The organism is Sulfuricurvum sp. (genome assembly GCF_028681615.1).
Lineage (GTDB): Bacteria > Campylobacterota > Campylobacteria > Campylobacterales > Sulfurimonadaceae > Sulfuricurvum.
Genome location: NZ_JAQUHV010000001.1, coordinates 410850 through 428084 on the forward strand (window position 1 = coordinate 410850; position 17235 = coordinate 428084).

Here is a 17235-nt window from a genome sequence, read left to right on the forward strand (position 1 = left end):
GAGAAAATCGGGCGGATTATACTGAAATGGCACTTAATTTTAGCTGTGTTTAATATTGGCATCTTCGTCACGTTTTTATCACACAAAAATTCCCTATTCAAATTACTTTTATATAATTTTTGTTAATATCAGTACCAGCAATGCATGGGCATTTAAATAAGGAGAAATAATGACACAACGAATCCTAGGTTCTGTTGTCGCTGCCGCGCTGCTTACTACGAGCGCATTTGCAGACGACACACTAATGCAACGGTTTGAAAAAATGGAAAAAGAGATGGCGGCACTCAAAGCTGAACTCAATGCCATTAAAACAGAAAAAGCGCAATCAGCGGCGAGTACTCCGACAGTTGAAAAAAGCGGTGCAAAAATAGAAACTGCTTCTGCCGATGAGCCGAAAGATCTTGCCAAAACCGTTGAAGATCTCCAAGATGAAATCAGTGAAATCAACAAAAAAACAAACGGTAATAATTTGAAATTCGGAGTTGACTTCCGAACCAGTATCGATAATCTCAACTACAAAATGGCCGATGGAAGCACAGAAAAAAACAATGCGGTTCTCAGCAACCGTTTGTGGCTTAATATGAGTTATGCCGCGACCAAGAATCTCAGTTTTGTCGGCCAGCTCGCCTACAACAAAATTTTTGGACAGCGTTCATTGAGTCCGGATAACACACATAATACCGACGGTTTCGACTGGGTAAGCGGAGAAAGCGCTTATGATGATACTCTACGCGTCCGTTCCGCTTACTTTTTCTACACAGATGATGAACTCGCAGGACTCGATATCCCATGGACATTCAGTATCGGACGTCGCCCATCTACTGAGGGGCACCTCATCAATTTCCGTGATGATATGAAAGCATCCTCTCCCCTTGCCCATACAATCAATGTCGAATTTGACGGTGCAAGCGCAAAATTCGGAACCGAAGAGCTTACCGGTCTCTCCGGATCGTACTTTAAACTTTGTGCCGGACGAGGTATGAGCAATGCAGAACCGCGCTTCAACCCAGCTCCTTATGCAACAAGCAAAGATGCTACAAACACTATCGATATGGGCGGAATTATCGTCGTCCCTTATGATGACAAACAATACAGCACCGGTTTTCAATATTCCTATGCCAACAATCTCATCGACATAAAAGACTCAGGCTTTAATACGAACAATGTTCCTGCTACATCTACTGGATATGACCCTACTATGGAAGCAGTAGGAGGACTCCACACAGCGACTGCATTTGCTATGGTAAACGGTATCGGAGACGGATGGAGCGAGTTTTTGGATGATTCCATCATCTTTGTAAGTGGTGCAATGTCCAAAACCGATCCGTATGGCGCTAAAACAATGCTCGGCTCAACCGAGAGTAAAACCGGATACAGCTACTGGATTGGTACACAATTTCCGTCTCTTATCAGCGACGAGGGACGATGGGGAGTCGAATTTAATCACGGCAGCCAATACTGGCGTCCGATCACCTATGGTGAAGACACTCTGATCGGTTCTAAAATCGCCGCTCGCGGTGATGCGTATGAAGTCTATTTTACGGAACCTCTGGTCAATGATATCCTCACTTTCCAGCTTCGCTATACCTATATCAACTATGACTATAGCGGCAGCAACGGTTTCTTCGGAAGTACGAGCGGTACTCCTATGGCTATTGGCGACGTACCTGCGCCGATGCAAAGCAGTATTGTCGACAAAGCCCAAGACATTCGTGCCTATATCCGCTATAAATTCTAACCCACAATTATCTTCCCGCTTTTGCGGGAAAATTATGCTTGTAACTTCGCAAGTTCTTCTTTTACTTTTGCCACATGGTCTTTTACTTTTACATTCGCCCATGCCGCTTTTACGATCCCTTTCGGATCGATGATATAGGTTGTGCGGACGATCCCCATGTACTCTTTGCCGTAATTTTTCTTCATTGCCCATACGCTGTAATCTTGCATCATCTGCGTGGTCGGGTCGCTGAGCAATGTAATTCCAAGTGATTTTTTCTCGATAAAGTTACGATGTGATTTGGTACTGTCGGCACTCACACCCAAAATGATCGCACCCATATCATCATACTCATCCATTGCATCGCTGAACTCGCACGCTTCGGTCGTACATCCGGGTGTCGAATCTTTCGGATAAAAATAGAGGACGATCCATTTTCCGCGCAAATCGCGTGAACAGATCTCTACATCGTCTTGGTTGCTTAGACAAAAATCGGGGGCTGTGGTTCCTACTTCTAACATTGTTTATTCCTTCTTTTAATTTTATGTACTTTTCTTTTTAGTAAGAAAAGTACCAAAAGAACATACCATGATCCAAGAACGCTCGCTCCTCTCGGCACTACTGCCTTCGGAGCGGCTCTTGGTGTTGGATCATGGAATTTTTATAGAATGACGATCGATTTTATCTCCGTAAACTCTTCGATAGCGAATCGCGGTCCCTCACGTCCGACACCGCTGAGCTTGACACCGCCGTAGGGCTGAATGTCAAACCGGAGCGTCGGCATATCGTTAATCACTACGCCGCCCGCATCGAGCTCATCAATCGCCTTCGTTGCATGGGCGAGATTATTGGTAAAGATCGAAAACTGCAATCCGTACGGCGAATTGTTCATCCGCTCTATTGCATCATCGATTCCATTTACCCGTACCAGACTCACGATCGGGGCAAATACCTCTTCACATACAATTTTCATCGACTCAGTTACATCCGCCATGACGCACGGATAAAAGATTCGTCCTTCCCGATGCGGAGGTGTCAATGCACGAGCACCCTCTTCGATAGCACTTTCGATCCAATTCATCGCACGTTCTGCGGCTTCATCATTGATCAACGGTCCTAAAAAAGTGTTCTCCTCGTACGGCGAACCGACCACAAGTCTAGACGTTGCTTCCGCCATTTTAAGAGCAAATTCGTCGTATATGGAGCTGTCTACATAGATACGCTGTAACGAAATACACACTTGCCCGGAGTTGACAAATGCACCGATGGCACAACGCCCTGCGGCATATTCCAAATCGGCACTTGTATCGATGTACGTTGCCGCATTACCGCCGAGTTCCAAGGAGATCTTTTTAATCCCCGCACTTTTTGTAATGATATTTCCGACCCCAACCGATCCCGTAAAACTGATGACTCTCGGGATATCACTGCCGACTAAAGCACTTCCAACCTCCGCATCGCCGTAGACGACGCTCAATGCGTCAGGTGTAGCGTACGGACTTTCAATAAAAAGTTGTGCCAGTTTATACGCACAAAGCGGCGCTTCCGGAGTCGGTTTCAAGACTACCGTATTTCCGGCTACAAGTGCGGGGGCAAGTTTATGAGCAACGAGATTAAGCGGAAAGTTAAACGGGGTAATCGCCACGACTACCCCTACAGGCTCACGCCGCCAATACGCATGTGCTTTACGACCGCTCTCCATCGCATCGGTATTGATCGTCTCACCGTGCATCGTACGCATTGTTTCCGCTGAGAGGGTCATCGTCTCGACACACCGATCCACTTCGATCCGTGCATAGGTGATCGGCTTACCTACCTCATCACACAACACCTTTGCAAACTCTTCGCGCTGTTCTTTGAGTTTTGCCGCAACATCCAAAAGCCATGTACATCGCTGATGCAAAGGGACTTTTTTAGCGATTTTGGAAGCGTTTTGCGCAGTAACAAGTGCCTGACGAGCATCTTCGGCACTGCATTCTGCCGCACGGGAAACAACTCTTCCATCATACGGGCTGATGCGTTCACTGTACTCTTGTGCAACAACTTGTCGTGATCCCATCCAAATATGTGCATCCATACCATCAACTCCGTTGTTAATTATGTTTCAATTATACAAATCATCACCTAAAAAGAGGAAGAAGAGGATCTTTTAAGGAGTTTCTTTTCATCTTCCTTTTAGAATGTGTCTCAAAAATACGCAGAGGATATACTTATGAATTTTACGATCACCGATGGAGTTCTCGGAGTTAGACCTCCCGTTACCAAACCGCATCCAGGATTTTTCTTTCAAGTGGGAGAAGAACGTTTTCGAAAATTGGTGGACGACCATTATGAGATGATCCGAAACAGTGACATCGCATTTTTGTTCCCTGTCAATGACGAAGATGATTTCAGTGCCGCTAAAAAGCATGCCGCCGATTTTTTTATCCAAATCTGCGGAGGGCCGGACTATTTTGCCCAAACACGAGGTGAGCCGCGAATGGTAGGACGACATGCACCGTTTCGTATCGATGAAGCTGCACGCCGCCGTTGGTTGGAATTTTATGCTGAACTGCTCCCTCCACTCGAAGCAGAAGGAATTAATCCAGAATACATTCAATCGTTTTGGAACTACATCGATATTTTTTCGATTTGGATGATCAATACACCTTCACATTAATGTTCCCGCGCAGCGGGAATTTTCTCTTAATAAACCTTAAATCGCAACTGCGCTAAAATCTCCCAATTTTTCTTTTGGAGATCTTCCCTATGAATGAAGCCAAATATATTTGGATGAATGGCAAACTGCTCCCGTGGAGTGAAGCAAAAATTCACGTCCTTTCCCACACACTGCACTACGGAAACGGTGCTATCGAAGGGACTAAAGCGTATAAAACCCCTAAAGGGTATGCAATTTTTCGCTTGAACGATCACACAAAGCGTCTGATCGAATCGGCAAAAATGACCCTTATTACCGTCCCGTACACGGTAGAAGAGCTTAATAAAGCGCAAATCGAGCTGTTGAAAGCGAACGAATTTACCGGAGAAAATGTCTATCTCCGTCCGATCGTTTATCTGGGATACGGGGTTATGGGCGTTTATCATAAAGAAGCACCGGTAGAAGTATCTGTTGCCGCATGGGAATGGGGTGCATACCTCGGCGAAGAAGGGATGAAACGGGGTATCCGTCTCAAAATCTCATCGTTCAGCCGCCCGAACAACAAATCCAATATGGGTAAAGCTAAAGCGGTTGGTAACTACCTCAACAGCCAAATGGCAAAATTCGAAGCGGTTGAAGCGGGGTATGATGAAGCGTTGCTTCTTGATGATGAAGGATACGTAGCCGAGGCAAGCGGAGCATCTTTCTTTTTAATCAAAGACGGCGAGCTTATCACCCCACCGAATGACAACTCCCTTGTTTCGATTACCCAAAAAACTGTCATTGAAATGGCAGAAAACATGGGAATCAAAGTAACCCGCAGAAAAATCACACGTGAAGAGATTTACGTTGCCGATGAAGCGTTCCTTACCGGAACCGCTGCCGAAATCACCCCTATCCGCGAAGTGGATGCCCGCGTATTGGGCGCAGGCGGACGCGGACCGTTGACGGAAAAAATTCAAACCGGATACTTTGACATTGTTTGCGGTCGTAATCCTGATTACGATCACTACTTAACGTACATTAATTAAAAAATGGGTTTTTGCCGAAGCAAAATCGGCACTAACCCGTTTACATGAATCATTATGAAGGATTGACCCTATGGCTAGTGATATGAACGACTATTTCAACAAAAAGAAAAAAGAAGAGCAACGAGGGGGCGGATTTCAAGCTCCTAAACCACCCAAAATCGATTTCAATATGAACGGCAATAAAGTGGGTGCGTTGTGGTTTATCGCAGGGGTTGTCTTGTTGCTCCTTCTGGCCAAACCGTTTATCATCATCACAGAGGGAGAGCGGGGAATTTTATCCACCAACGGAAAATACGAATCTCAAGCGCTCCTGCCCGGACTTCATTTTATGATTCCGCTCATCCAGCAAATTTACATTGTTGATACTAAAATGCATGTTATTAACTACAGTGCCAAAGTCGACAGTGCCGCTGCCGCAGGAGACGGTATTTTGCTCAAACCGGCAATCACCGTCCTCGATAAACGGGGGCTTCCAGTTGCTATCGATATTACCGTCCAATACCGTATGAATGCACAACTTGCGTCACAAACCGTTTCCAACTGGGGCTTTAACTGGGAAGATAAAATCATTGACCCGGTTGCCCGCGATGTCGTTCGAAACGTTGTCGGTCAATACGAAGCGGAATCCCTTCCGATCATGCGTAATACGATCGCCCTGAAAATTGAATCCGGAATTCGAAGTGCCATTGAACACGGTAAAAATTCCCCTGCCGCACTCGAGTCGGTTCAACTGCGTGAAATAACCCTTCCTCAAAAAGTAAAAGACCAGATCGAACGGGTACAGGTTGCAAAACAAGAGGTAGAGCGTGCCCAGCAAGATGTTGAGCGGGCCAAACAAGAGGCATTCAAAAAAGAGACGGAAGCTCAAGGTACCGCTAACGCTATTACCATTCAGGCAGAAGCTCAGGCAAAAGCAAACCGTCTTATCGGTGCTTCTTTGACTCCAGGCTTGCTCAAATTAGAGCAAATCCAGGTACAAGGGAAATTTAACGAGGCGTTGAAAGAGAATAAAGATGCCAAAATTTTCCTCACGCCTGGAGGCTCTACACCGAATATTTGGCTCGATACGAAAAACATCGATAATGAAAAATTAAGTTCAACAGGGAAGTAATCGATGAATCTGGATCAAATCGACTGGGCGAAATCCGATCTTCTCCCCGTAATCGTACAGGACTCCACCACTTTGGAGGTCTTGATGATGGCCTATATGAACCGTGAGGCTCTCGAACTTTCTCTCGCCACAAAAACAGCGCACTATTTCTCCCGTTCCAAACAACGTCTCTGGAAAAAAGGGGAAAGTAGCGGACATATCCAACATATCGAACGCTTTTTGCTTGATTGCGACAACGATACGTTATTGATCATGGTACGCCAAGAAGGGGTAGCCTGTCATACGGGGCGTAAATCGTGTTTCTTCACTGATATCGAATCCGGAGAGAGTATCAGCGAGCCTCAAATCGATACCGCTGCCGCATACGGAATTATCGACGAACTGTACCACACCATTCTTTCACGAAAAAACAGCGATCCTTCCAGTTCTTGGACTGCCAAACTTCTCAGCAGCGGTGACAATGCTATACTCAAAAAAGTCGTTGAAGAGGCAGGAGAGTTCAGTTTTGCGGTCAAAGACGGCAATGAAGATGAAATTATTTACGAATGTGCCGATTTAGTGTATCACGTACTGGTGGCTCTAGGGCATAAGAATATCTCGCCGGATCGAATTAAACAGGAACTCGCTCGCCGTAGTGGAATAAGCGGCATTGCGGAGAAAAACTCTAGGAACAAATGAAAAACCGAATCATCGATTTTATTCACCATCTTTTGATTTACGATTACCTCCTGTTCGGAGGTATTTTCATTCTTTTTCTTTTACTGCTCATTTTGGCAATCGTTTTACGAAAAAAAATGGGACTTGCTATTTTTTTGGTCTTTACCGCTTTTGGAGTGCTAACTGTAGGCCCGGTCGCCGGATACCTTGCACTGCATCAATACCTATTTAAACACACTCTTATTATTCATGAAGTCAAACCCCTCCAATTCACGGAAGCGATCCTCATCAAAGGGGATATCAATAATACTTCCAAACGCACGTTTAACGAATGTACGATTCATGCCGGTGTCTACAAAGTGACCCATTACAAATATATCGATAAAATCTACCCCTACATACCGTTCAAGAAAAGCTCAATGACCATCACAAAAACGATAGAACCCGGAAAATCGGCTCCGTTTAAAATGTTTGTTGAGCCGTTTAGGTATGATAAAGACTATAATCTAACCTACAAAGTGGAGTGCCGATGAATATCTATCTAACAGTCTGGCACTATTTGGTGCTTGTTATCGCCCTGCTGTTAATTGTACTCTCAATCTTTTCAGCCCTTCAGGCTAAACGTCTGATACAGCAGCTCGCAATCTTATTCGTCTCATTGATTTTAATCAGTGCCGGTACCTTTATCGTGCTGGCAGGGTTGGAAAGTTACACGAAAAAAGCCAAGATTTTTAACCTCAAGCATGATCGTCTACTCCAGAGTGAACAAATCGTTTTTACCGGAGTCGTTAAAAACATGGGAGAATATCCCCTTGCAAGAGTACAGTTGGAACTTACGCTTCAAAATACCCAGAAACAGCAATCCGGTATATTCGGAGGGGCTCCGCATGCCTTCAATGAAGCTTTTGATTCCAAGTATCAACCCCAAACAATCAATTACGACTATACAATCGCTACCGATCTGCCTCCGGGTTATTCCAAAGCCTTTACGATTATGATCGATTATCCGCCGTATTTTAACGATACCTCTTATCGTACTAAAGCCATTGCGCACTAAAGATAGGGTTTAATACTTTAATCCTACGGTTGCAAGTGCCTCATTGACGGCACGGAATTGCTCGTTTTTATCTCTACACCACTGCGGTGCGATCAATGAATCATCGTCAATCCCTGCAGTAATCCTCTGTACGCTGACTCCTGAGGGTTTTAATCGCAATGCCTCGATGAGGACTTCCAAATAAAGTTCTTGTGAAATGGGCTCAAACTCTCCTCTGGCATACTCATTGGCCAGAGCTGTCCGTTTTACGACATACAGTGGATGGTATTTGACCGAATCAATCCCTAATGCATAGGCTGCTTTTGCCGTCTCCAACATCATCTCTTTTGTCTCTCCGGGGAGACCGAATATCAAATGTCCGCATACGTTCAAACCATGCGATTTGGCTTTTAAAATCGCCTCTTTTACATTAGCGCTGTCATGTCCGCGATTAATTCGTACCAGTGTTTCATCATAAATCGATTGAATCCCAAACTCAACCCAAATTTCGGTTTTTTTGGAAAGTTCTGCCAGATATTCAAATGTCTCATCGCTGATACTGTCCGAACGTGTTCCGATACTGAGTCCAACGACATTCTCAAACGACAATGCTTTTTCATAAAGCGCTTTAAGTGTTTCAAAAGGGGCATAGGTATTGGTAAAGCTTTGAAAGTAGACCATATACTTTTTGGTACCGTTCTCATTATGAAGACGTTTTGAGAGTGCTTCAAATTGCCATTGTACTTGCTGAAGCTGTTTTTCCAAATGGGGGTTCGTTGTGGATTGAAGATTGAGAAAAAAACCTTTTAGTTCACGCGCACGATCTAAACTCGGACTAAATGAATCATTTTCGCAAAAGGTACAGCCGCCCTTTGCAACCGTACCGTCGATATTCGGGCAGGTAAATCCCGAAATAGAAACAGGAACTTTGGAGACTTTTGTCCCAAATTTACGATGCAGATACTGCCCGAACGTAAAAATCTGTTCCCGCATCGATTATGCTTAAATAATGTATTTGCCGGTAAAGCAGGCAGTACAATAATTCTCTTCTTTGCCGTTGACACTCTGCAACAGTGCTTCATTGCTCAAATACCCGAGAGAATCTGCTTCGATAAATGCACAAATCTCATCATTGGCCATATTGGCTGCAATCAGTTTTTCTTTATCCGGAGTGTCAACACCATAGTAGCAAGGATCGGTTGTCGGAGGGCTCGAAATACGCATATGGACTTCTGCCGCCCCTGCAGCTTTAAGCATACGAACGATCTGTCGACTGGTTGTACCGCGGACGATCGAGTCATCGATGACAATAATGCGTTTTCCTTTGATCAAACGCTCGATAGGAGAAAGTTTCATTTTAACTTTCAAATCGCGCATCTCTTGAGTCGGCTCGATAAACGTACGTCCGATGTAGTGATTTCGCATAATCGCCATTTCAAACGGAATACCGCTCTCTTGAGCATAACCGATGGCAGCGGGAACGCCTCCGTCAGGGACAGGAACAACCATATCGGCGACGACCGGCTGTTCACGTGCCAATGCTTTCCCCATCGCCTTACGCATCTCATAGACGTTTTGAGTATAGACATTCGAATCAGGACGGGCAAAATAGACATATTCGAAAATACAGTGTTTTGGAGTTGGTTCGAACACTTTGATCGATTTAGGGGCTTTCCCTTTTTCGAAAATCAACAATTCGCCCGGCTCAACGTCACGGATATACTCCGCACCGATCAGATCAAATGCACACGTCTCCGATGCAACAACGTATCCATCCCCCACACGTCCGAGACTGAGAGGTCGGAATCCGTGTGGATCACGCATTGCGAACATTTTAGAACGGCTTAGGAAGACAAGCGAATACGCTCCCTCGATCTTTTTGACCGCATCGATAATACGATCCGTAAGATGATGCTGATCACTCTTTGCGATCAAATGGATCAGATTTTCGGTATCCATAAAGGTTTGGAAAATCGCCCCTTTTTTAATCAGGGCATCACGCACCTCTTTGGCATTGGTGAGATTTCCGTTGTGAACAATCGACATCTCTCCCAAATCATATCGGGCAAATACCGGCTGAGCGTCCAAAATCGAATCGTCTCCTGCCGTTGAATAGCGGGTATGACCGATCGCCATATGTCCTTTGAGGGTGTTGAGTTTTTGGGTATCGAACACTTGTGTTACCAACCCGCGGTCTTTGATCGTATACAGTTTTTCACCGTTGCTGGTACTGATACCTGCGGCTTCTTGTCCGCGATGTTGAAGAGCATGGAGAGAGAAATAAGCCAGTTTGGACGCCTCGGGATGGTCGAAAATACCGACTACCGCACATTTTTCATTTAAACTACGCACTGTGTGTTTCCTTATGCAAGTTCTAAACAGTCTTGAATACTGTATAAACCGTTTGGTTTTCCGGCAAGCCATTTTGCGGCACGAATAGCACCTTTAGAAAAGGTATTACGGGTCGTTGCGGTATGGTGAAGCTCAATGAATTCACCGTCATTATAAAACCCGACGGTATGGCGTCCGACGATATCGCCGCCGCGCAATGCCATCACTGCGATTTCATCTTTGGAACGTTCTCCGATATTTCCGTTGCGTCCGCTGACACGCACCGCATCCAAATCAAGATTTCGTCCGGCAGCTGCAGAGTGAGCCAACGTCAATGCCGTTCCGCTTGGAGCATCTTTTTTATGACGGTGATGCTGTTCAACGATCTCGATATCGAATCCGTCAAGCGTTTTAGATGCAAGATGTACAAGCTGATTCAGCAATGCAACCCCTAAAGACATATTCGTCGCATACAAAATCGGCATCGACTCACTTGCTGTTTTAAGCAGGTTCATTTGATGGGTGTCCAATCCTGTTGTTCCGATAACCAAAGGTTTTGGATGTTCAATCGCTTTTTCCAGCAAAACCTGTGTCGCTTCAGGCAATGAGAAATCGATGACAACATCGCTTCCTTTGAGTAACGTCACCATATCATTCGTTACCAAGACAGAAGGATCGATTGAAAAATTGAGTTCATTACGGACATATACCGCCCCTAATGAAATCTCACTCTCATGGCGCAAATCTTCAATCAACAGCTTTCCGACACGCCCGCCAGCGCCAAATACACCTGCTCTTATCATTTTAGACAATCCCTATACTGCATTATTCTTCGGCATTTTACCCTCTTCGTCTTTAAAAAGGGCGTAAACGCTTTCATTAAAAAATGTTAATGGTGTCCATCCACATATGCGATTGCCTGCAATGCGGCTACTGCGCCGTCACCTGCGGCACAGACCACTTGTTTGGGAGCTTCGGCACGCATATCTCCGGCTGCGTAAAGACCCGGAACCGATGTTTTCATACTCAAATCGACTTTCACTTCTCCCCATGGAGTCATTTCACATAAGAAGCTGCCGTCTTCTTGAATCAATACCTGATTATTGACATTATTTCCGACAAAAACAAAGACACCGGGAACATCAATTTGACGCAAAGTTCCATCTTGTAACTTCACATGAATTCCATTAACACCCATTTTATCCCCGAAAACCTCTTGAGGAATTGCATTTAATACCAGCTCAATATTCGCCGTCTCTTTGACTCTCGCTATCGTATTCGGCGCGGAACGAAAGGTATCACGACGATGGATAAGATAGACTTTGGAACAAATTTTTGCCAAATACAGTGCTTCTTCAAGAGCCGTATCCCCTCCGCCGATAACTGCTACTTCTTTACCTTTATAGAAAAATCCGTCGCATGTTGCGCAGGTACTGACACCCCGTCCAAAAAAAGTATCTTCACCGCTAAATCCTGCCCGTTTCGGCGTTGAACCGGTACATACGATAACACTTTTAGCTTCATCAATGCTGCCGTCGGATTTTTGAACCAAAAAAATACCGTCTTCGCGGCGTGAAACACGGTTTACTTCCGACATTTCATGCTTAAGCCCGAAACGTTGGCACTGCTCCGGCCACGGAATCATCAAATCCATTCCCGTAATATGACCTGTAACGCCCGGATAGTTTTCGATTTCAGAACTCATCGTAATCTGTCCGCCCGGCATCCCTTTTTCAAACATCGTAACGTTTTCCAAGCCGCCGCGTGTCGTATACAAACCGGCAGTCAATCCTGCAGGTCCTCCTCCGATAATCGCACAATCCAACATTCGTAATCTCCTGTTTTCGAAAACATTAATATAAATATATGATACAGTTTAATAAATAAAGAGGCACTTTTAAGGGATCAAATGGGGAAAAGTTAAGATTTTATTTATAATTAAAATAAATTCATGAAATATATATGAGTGGGGTTTAGAAGAGGAGCGTTCCCCTTCTTAGATAAAGACAAAGTTACAGTAAAGCGTTTAGTTTGTCAGCGAACGCTTGTTTTGATGCAGCACCAACCATTTGTTCAACAACTTCACCGTTTTTGAAGAAAAGGATTGTTGGGATAGAGCGAATACCGTATTTTACAGCGATATCTTGTTCTTCATCTGTATTTACTTTACAGATTTTTGCTTTACCTTCAAATTCACCCGCCAACTCTTCGATAACCGGAGCGATCATACGGCAAGGCCCACACCATGGAGCCCAAAAATCTACCAAAGAGACACCCTCTTTAGTTACTTCGTCAAAATTAGATACTGTCAATTCAGTGTATTTAGCCATGTGACTTCCTTGAGTTCAATGTTTATATGGGGTCATTATAACGCCACAATCTTTAAAATGACTTATTACATAACTCTCACATTTTTTCTCAGGGAAAAGGGGTTAAAGGGTAATGTTTTCAATCCACTCTATCTCGTTATCCGTGATAATAAGGGCATCAATACAATACTCAAGATTGAGCCGCTTTTGCTGAAGATAGGTTTGGATGGCACGGTTTAATTTTTGCAGTTTTGCACAGGTGATATTGTTCACGGCCTGTTCATAGGTCATCGCACTTTTCACTTCAACAAAATGGAGCACATTATTGTGCATCGCAATAATATCGATCTCTCCGAAACGGTTATAGACGTTCCGGTCAATGATTCGAAGGCCATTGTTTCGTAAATACTCGCATCCGCGTTCTTCGGCGATATTGCCACGAGCGCGCGTGTGCACAACTACTCCAGATAGTCGGGTTTGATTACCTCGACTTTGATCGATTTGAATCGTGCCGTTTTGATCAACTCGTCCGCTTCATCCCCAAACAGAAAGTTAATATTACTCTTCGCATGATGGAATGTGGTAAAAAGGGTCCCTTTTTTAACGGTCGAACTCACTTTTACACGAAGCGGAGCACTTTGCCCGTACTCGCTTTTGAGAACCACGAAATCCTTGTACTCGAAGAAGTCTTCATCTTCTACACTCACAAGCAGTGTATCTTCACTGTGAGAACGGCTTAATTTGTCACACGAGTTGGTCTGGGCACTATTGTTATAATGTACGAGCACACGTCCGGTTGTAAGGTAATATCCCTCATGAGCCTTTGCATTTATGAGTTCTGCAACCTGACCTCTCGGCTCATATTGTTTATAGCGGAATGATCCGAAACCGTCTTTGGTTCGGAACGTGTCGATATGCAATACCGGCATATCCTCTTCCTGTACCGGCCATTGCAGCCCGCGCAGACGGTTGGTTTCAAGTTTTTCATAGCTCGCCCCGCCAAAACGCATCGGAGCATCAACCCTCACTCGTTCCCAGACATCGCGGGAATTTTTAAATCCGAAATCTGTTCCGTATCGTTTAGAAATTTCGGCGATTACTTCCCAGTCATCGGGCATCATCACATGAATAAGAGGTTGGGAGAGATGCAGACGTCTCTCGGCATTCACATACACCCCTGTTTTCTCATAGGCACTTTTAACCCCGAAGATGATATCCGCAAATTTAGTAATTTCGTTATCAAAAAGTTCATTCACGACTAATAAATCGAGATTTCCGAGGGCTGCATGAATTTTATTCTGATTCGGATGGATATGGGCAATGTCTTCGCTGATATTATAGAGGGCTTTAATCTTTCCATCGACCATCGCATCGATCAAATCAGGAGTCATCATCCCTACCTCTTTGGGCGGTTGATAATCGGGAGCATAGTATGGAAGCATCCCTACATCACACGTTCCCTGCACGTTATTTTGTCCCCGAAGCGGCATGAGTCCGGCACCGCGCTTGCCGATATTTCCGGTTAGCATTGCCAAATGGGTAATCGCCATCACGGCGTACGAACCGTCCAGATGTTCCGTAATCCCGAGCCCCCAGAAAAAGAGACTTTTACGCGTCGCGTATTTACGGGCGACAATACGAATCTCATCCGCGAGGGATTCATAGCCCGGAATTTGGAGGAGATAGTCAGGATTTGCATACGGATCGTTTAAAATAGAGCGTTTATACTCCTCATATCCTTTGGTACGACTGTTCACAAATTCGGTATTCACCAAATTCTCGCTGATGATGACATAGGCCAGCATATTCAGAACCATCAGATTGGCTTCGTAAGGGATACTCAAATGATTGGTAGCGGATTTGGAGAGCTGGATACGGCGCACATCCAACACGGCTAATTCAATATTTTTTTGTTTGATCACATCGAGCATACGGTTAGCAACGATCGGATGCCCTTCGGTCGTGTTCGACCCCATCACGACCATATATTCCGTCTCATAAATATCATCGAACGGATTGGTCATAGCCCCCTCTCCGATCGTTGTACGCATCCCTTTGAGTGAGGGAGAGTGACAAACACGGGCACAGTTGTCAACATGCGGAGATCCGACTACATGGCGGGTAAAGTGCTGGAATAGATAGGAACTCTCACAACTGGTACGTGCTCCACCGATAGCGGCAAAACTGTGTGAACCGAACTCATCGGTAATTGATCGGAGTTTACGGGCAACAAGCTCATAGGCACTCTCATAACTGATCTCGTAAAAATCGTGATCAACCGGTTCCAGATAATCCATATCCAAATCAGCAAACAATATCGCATTTTTGGCTAAAAACGATTTACGGACCCGTGCATTACGAAGGCGTTTTGGGTGGGTAACAAAATCCCATCCCTGCTTTCCTTTAATACATAATCGCCCCTGAGAGACGACCCCTTCTTCTTTGGCAAAGATTTTTTGGATTTTATTATCCTCAACCTCAGCGGAAATATCACATCCTACACCGCAATAGGTACAAACGCTGTCGATAACCATCGGATATTTCCTTGATAGTACGGGTTATGCACCCTTTTTAAAATTAGTGAAGTTTACAATTTTGTCTCTTAAGGACTGCGGAAATAGTGAGACAATTCGAATCATTAAGTAAAACCTAAAAGGAAAAGCGTACCGTATTTTTTTCCGTTTAATCGCATGGGTGATCCGCGCGACACCGTCTTCCGTATTCATTAAAAACGGCATTTTAAAGCGATTCTTTTGCGTCATCTCCGAATCGATAAATCCGGGCATGATCGTCATAACTGTAATGCCATGCGGTTTTAGCTGAAAATAAAGCCCTTCGGCATACGCGTTAATAGCCCGTTTGGAACTGCTGTAGGCGATCGATGTCGGCATCGTCAAGTGCGATGCGAGTGAAGAGATAAATACAATCTCTCCCGACTTTTGTTCTATCAGTTTCGGGATGATCGGTTCTAATAATGCGTGAACACTCAGAAAATTGGTTTGAAACAAACGGTAAAAATCCTCAAACGGAGTTACTCCGCCCGAATGCCCTACCGATACCCCCGCATTGAGGATGATACGATCGATCGGCTTTGCACACAAATCTGTTCCGATCTCCCGCATTCGCTCGAAATCATTGACATCGGCGACAATCATTTCGACTTCTGAGCCTTTGTCTCGGCATCGAATCACCACATCCGCCAATCGATCTTCTCTGCGTGCAATTAATACCAACTGATTCTCTTGAGTCGCGTAATGAAGCGCCAACGCTTCACCTAAACCGCTGCTTGCACCTGTTATTACAATTCTCACCCTTTTTCTCCTGCAAGCAAATAGTCGATATAATTATACCCATGAATGAAACACTAAAAATCGGGGAAATCAATATCCTCGTTATCGACCGGGATACGACACCCGGACTTTTTTTACGCGCATTGGATGGGAGCGATATTTTATTGCCCAACCAGTATGTAACAGACACCATGCACATCGGCGATACGATTGATGTATTCATCTACACCGACAGCGAAGACCGCCCCGTTGCGACAACCGTAATGCCTAAAGCGATGTTGGGTGAAATCGCATTTGTCGAAGTTGTCGATACAACCCCTATCGGTGCGTTTGTTAATTGGGGATTGCCCAAAGATCTTTTTGTTCCCCGAACTCTCCAAAAACGACCGTTTGCCGTCGGTGAAAAACGGCTTGTCCGTGTCATCCTCGATGAACAGACCAACCGTCTTGTCGGAACCGAAAAGATCAGCGGGGCACTAGAGACCCCTCCAAAAAGTTTTTATCCTAACACACCCGTAGAATTTATGATTATTGCAAAAACCCCTATGGGATATAAAGTAATCGTTGACCATAAATACGAAGGGATGATCTACGCTAATGAAATTTTTGAAGATGTCCGAGTCGGGCAGATCAAAAAAGGATTTGTAAAAGTACTACGCCCGGACGGCAAACTCGACCTTTCACTCCAAATGATCGGGAAAGCAAAAGCTTCAAGCGCTGCAGATAAGATCCTCTCAATGATCCAATCCAACGGCGGAATGCTTCCATACAACTATAAAAGTGATCCGGATTTAATTCAAAAAACGTTTGGACTCAGTAAAAAGAATTTCAAAGCTGCACTGACCCAGCTCGTCGATAGCAAAAAAATAACAGCTCAGGAGAACGGAATTTATGGGATATAGACCACGCAAAAGCCCTTTCACCCATCTCAAATCGCGTAATCTCGTCTATACAGAGAACGATCAAACCTTTACTCTGATCAGTTTTAACCGCGATACAATGCTTTTAGAAGTACATATTACTGATGGTAAAGAAAAAAAAATCGTCACCGATTTCCCGTTTGCCCATTTGCCTAAAAAGATCAAGCAAGAACTCAATCCGCTATAATTGCGCCA

At 44.7% G+C, this 17235-nt stretch carries 19 protein-coding genes; 9 read left to right on the top strand and 10 right to left on the bottom strand.

Annotated elements, in window-relative coordinates:
- Positions 1–169 precede the first annotated feature (169 nt).
- The gene (locus PHE37_RS02105; protein WP_300008136.1) at positions 170–1738 is read left to right on the top strand and encodes a DUF3373 family protein; all 1569 of its coding nucleotides are present in this window, start codon (positions 170–172) and stop codon (positions 1736–1738) included.
- 32 nt (positions 1739–1770) lie between these two features.
- Here the strand turns inward: PHE37_RS02105 and bcp are convergent, their stop codons facing one another.
- Both bcp and PHE37_RS02115 read right to left on the bottom strand, forming a co-directional pair.
- Positions 1771–2238, bottom strand: a complete 468-nt coding sequence (gene bcp, locus PHE37_RS02110; protein ID WP_299995760.1) for a thioredoxin-dependent thiol peroxidase — start codon at positions 2236–2238, stop codon at positions 1771–1773.
- Positions 2239–2378: 140 nt separating this feature from the next.
- Positions 2379–3794, bottom strand: coding sequence for an aldehyde dehydrogenase family protein (locus PHE37_RS02115; protein WP_299995761.1), 1416 nt, complete (start codon positions 3792–3794; stop codon positions 2379–2381).
- A gap of 135 nt (positions 3795–3929) precedes the next feature.
- Here PHE37_RS02115 and PHE37_RS02120 point away from each other — a divergent pair, with 135 nt between their 5' ends.
- From PHE37_RS02120 to PHE37_RS02145, 6 genes are all read left to right on the top strand, one after another.
- Positions 3930–4376, top strand: coding sequence for a globin (locus PHE37_RS02120; protein WP_300008138.1), 447 nt, complete (start codon positions 3930–3932; stop codon positions 4374–4376).
- Between the two features lie 89 nt (positions 4377–4465).
- On the top strand, positions 4466–5386 hold the full coding sequence (locus PHE37_RS02125) for a branched-chain amino acid transaminase (protein ID WP_300008140.1): 921 nt from the start codon (positions 4466–4468) through the stop codon (positions 5384–5386).
- A 70-nt stretch (positions 5387–5456) separates the two neighbouring features.
- The gene (locus PHE37_RS02130; protein ID WP_299995515.1) at positions 5457–6497 is read left to right on the top strand and encodes a prohibitin family protein; all 1041 of its coding nucleotides are present in this window, start codon (positions 5457–5459) and stop codon (positions 6495–6497) included.
- 3 nt (positions 6498–6500) lie between these two features.
- Complete coding sequence (gene hisIE, locus PHE37_RS02135) at positions 6501–7175, top strand: bifunctional phosphoribosyl-AMP cyclohydrolase/phosphoribosyl-ATP diphosphatase HisIE (protein WP_299995517.1); 675 nt, start codon at positions 6501–6503, stop codon at positions 7173–7175.
- Positions 7172–7687: a DUF2393 domain-containing protein gene (locus tag PHE37_RS02140; RefSeq protein WP_299995519.1), complete on the top strand. Its 516-nt coding sequence runs from the start codon at positions 7172–7174 to the stop codon at positions 7685–7687. Before hisIE ends, PHE37_RS02140 begins: the two co-directional genes overlap by 4 nt.
- Complete coding sequence (locus tag PHE37_RS02145; protein WP_299995521.1) at positions 7684–8211, top strand: DUF2393 family protein; 528 nt, start codon at positions 7684–7686, stop codon at positions 8209–8211. Before PHE37_RS02140 ends, PHE37_RS02145 begins: the two co-directional genes overlap by 4 nt.
- Before the next feature lie 9 nt (positions 8212–8220).
- Here the strand turns inward: PHE37_RS02145 and PHE37_RS02150 are convergent, their stop codons facing one another.
- The 8 genes from PHE37_RS02150 to PHE37_RS02185 all read right to left on the bottom strand — a co-directional run bounded on the left by PHE37_RS02150 (position 8221) and on the right by PHE37_RS02185 (position 16141).
- Entirely contained in the window at positions 8221–9183 is a 963-nt protein-coding gene (locus tag PHE37_RS02150) for a TIGR01212 family radical SAM protein (protein WP_299995523.1), read from the bottom strand.
- 9 nt (positions 9184–9192) lie between these two features.
- On the bottom strand, positions 9193–10542 hold the full coding sequence (gene purF / locus PHE37_RS02155) for an amidophosphoribosyltransferase (RefSeq protein ID WP_299995525.1): 1350 nt from the start codon (positions 10540–10542) through the stop codon (positions 9193–9195).
- Positions 10543–10553: 11 nt separating this feature from the next.
- Positions 10554–11324, bottom strand: a complete 771-nt coding sequence (gene dapB / locus PHE37_RS02160) for a 4-hydroxy-tetrahydrodipicolinate reductase (RefSeq protein ID WP_299995527.1) — start codon at positions 11322–11324, stop codon at positions 10554–10556.
- 86 nt (positions 11325–11410) lie between these two features.
- Positions 11411–12349 carry an FAD-dependent oxidoreductase gene (locus PHE37_RS02165; protein ID WP_299995529.1) on the bottom strand — a complete coding sequence of 313 codons (939 nt, stop codon included), beginning with the start codon at positions 12347–12349 and terminating at the stop codon, positions 11411–11413.
- Between the two features lie 184 nt (positions 12350–12533).
- The gene (gene trxA, locus PHE37_RS02170) at positions 12534–12851 is read right to left on the bottom strand and encodes a thioredoxin (protein WP_299925558.1); all 318 of its coding nucleotides are present in this window, start codon (positions 12849–12851) and stop codon (positions 12534–12536) included.
- 102 nt (positions 12852–12953) lie between these two features.
- On the bottom strand, positions 12954–13286 hold the full coding sequence (locus PHE37_RS02175) for a YraN family protein (protein WP_299995531.1): 333 nt from the start codon (positions 13284–13286) through the stop codon (positions 12954–12956).
- 2 nt (positions 13287–13288) lie between these two features.
- On the bottom strand, positions 13289–15364 hold the full coding sequence (locus PHE37_RS02180) for a molybdopterin-dependent oxidoreductase (RefSeq protein WP_299995533.1): 2076 nt from the start codon (positions 15362–15364) through the stop codon (positions 13289–13291).
- A gap of 24 nt (positions 15365–15388) precedes the next feature.
- On the bottom strand, positions 15389–16141 hold the full coding sequence (locus PHE37_RS02185) for an SDR family NAD(P)-dependent oxidoreductase (protein WP_299995535.1): 753 nt from the start codon (positions 16139–16141) through the stop codon (positions 15389–15391).
- A 41-nt stretch (positions 16142–16182) separates the two neighbouring features.
- On the opposite strand from PHE37_RS02185, the gene PHE37_RS02190 reads away from it, so the two are divergent.
- Together PHE37_RS02190 and PHE37_RS02195 are read left to right on the top strand one after the other, a co-directional pair.
- On the top strand, positions 16183–17022 hold the full coding sequence (locus PHE37_RS02190; protein ID WP_299995537.1) for a S1-like domain-containing RNA-binding protein: 840 nt from the start codon (positions 16183–16185) through the stop codon (positions 17020–17022).
- Positions 17012–17227, top strand: a complete 216-nt coding sequence (locus PHE37_RS02195; protein WP_299995539.1) for a malate dehydrogenase — start codon at positions 17012–17014, stop codon at positions 17225–17227. The genes PHE37_RS02190 and PHE37_RS02195 overlap by 11 nt, the downstream gene beginning before the upstream one ends.
- Positions 17228–17235: the final 8 nt, after the last annotated feature.